Source organism: Herbiconiux daphne (assembly GCF_024979295.1).
In the GTDB taxonomy this organism is placed as follows: domain Bacteria; phylum Actinomycetota; class Actinomycetes; order Actinomycetales; family Microbacteriaceae; genus Herbiconiux; species Herbiconiux daphnes.
This window is the reverse complement of record NZ_JANLCJ010000169.1, coordinates 1-1,004: the sequence shown is the minus strand read 5'-3', so window position 1 is coordinate 1,004 and position 1,004 is coordinate 1. Positions and strand designations below refer to the sequence as shown.

Genomic DNA, 1,004 nt, shown 5'->3' with positions numbered 1-1,004 from the left:
ACTACGGCTATATCTTTAATGATACAGCCAACTACGGGAACCATCCGTTCCAGGATGGCGTTTGGATTCATACTTCTCTGGTAACTAAAGAAGAGGAGATTGATGGAGAACGTTTTATTTTCACCCTCAACAGTGTTTATAAAGTTCGCGTGTAAGTGATACAGGGAAGTCACTGAGCAATTTCTATTAATTTGGGAATTGAGTTGAGCGACTTGACTCGGTGGCTTTCCTATTATCATTGGTGAGATTATGCCAATACAAACATATACCCTTACCCGTGACGGTAGGGACAAGACAGTGGTCTGCAATAGTAACAAACTAAATGAATACCTAGCCGAAGGCTATGAGGTGAAAGATGGAATTGACAGGCTCAGAGAAAGAATTATTACTGGAAGTTCTGGACAAGCACATCAAGTTCGTGAATTCCAACCGTCGTAACGTATCTCAGGCTCATATGAGCAATCTTAAGATGCGTAAAAAACTGGCTGATCAGGAAGCGGCCTTACTGAATCTTAAAACAAAGGTTCAGATGCTATGAGAAGGATTTGGAATCTATGGCTACACCCACACACGCAAGAAATCGTTGCGGTTATCTTTTTTCTTCTAACCATCGCTGATATCATACGGCATCGCTGGGGCTTTGTGCTTCTGGATATTGTCGTGATGTTTTCGGCAATTCAACTAATCAGAGGTTCAAATGCAAGAGTACGATCATCGCCAAGCGGGCGGAGCAGCCGCCGTTGATTTCGGTATTTCCGCCGCACGTTCACAAATCGGTAAAGGTGAGTCTGAAACTCACTGTCTCGATTGTGGTCGTCAAATCCCAGAAGGTCGCCGCCAGATTGTTAAAGGCTGCATGTACTGCGTAAAATGTCAGGAGAAGCACGATAAAGTCCTGACCATTAGCCAATGGAGACAGTAATGGAAATCGGTCAAACAATCAAAGTTCGTCGTAAAGGTATGGGCTGGTCACGTGAACGTGATTTCAAGATCTCCGCAATCGG

Annotated in this window: 2 protein-coding genes; both read left to right on the top strand. The window is 44.0% G+C overall.

The annotated features are described in order from the left end of the window. The first annotated feature begins 355 nt into the window (after window positions 1-355). On the top strand, window positions 356-538 hold the full coding sequence (locus N1032_RS23825) for a hypothetical protein (protein WP_259542892.1): 183 nt from the start codon (window positions 356-358) through the stop codon (window positions 536-538). A gap of 159 nt (window positions 539-697) precedes the next feature. Continuing rightward, a complete protein-coding gene (locus N1032_RS28525) occupies window positions 698-922 on the top strand; it encodes a TraR/DksA C4-type zinc finger protein (RefSeq protein WP_407933079.1) in 225 nt (74 codons plus the stop codon). Window positions 923-1,004 lie beyond the last annotated feature (82 nt).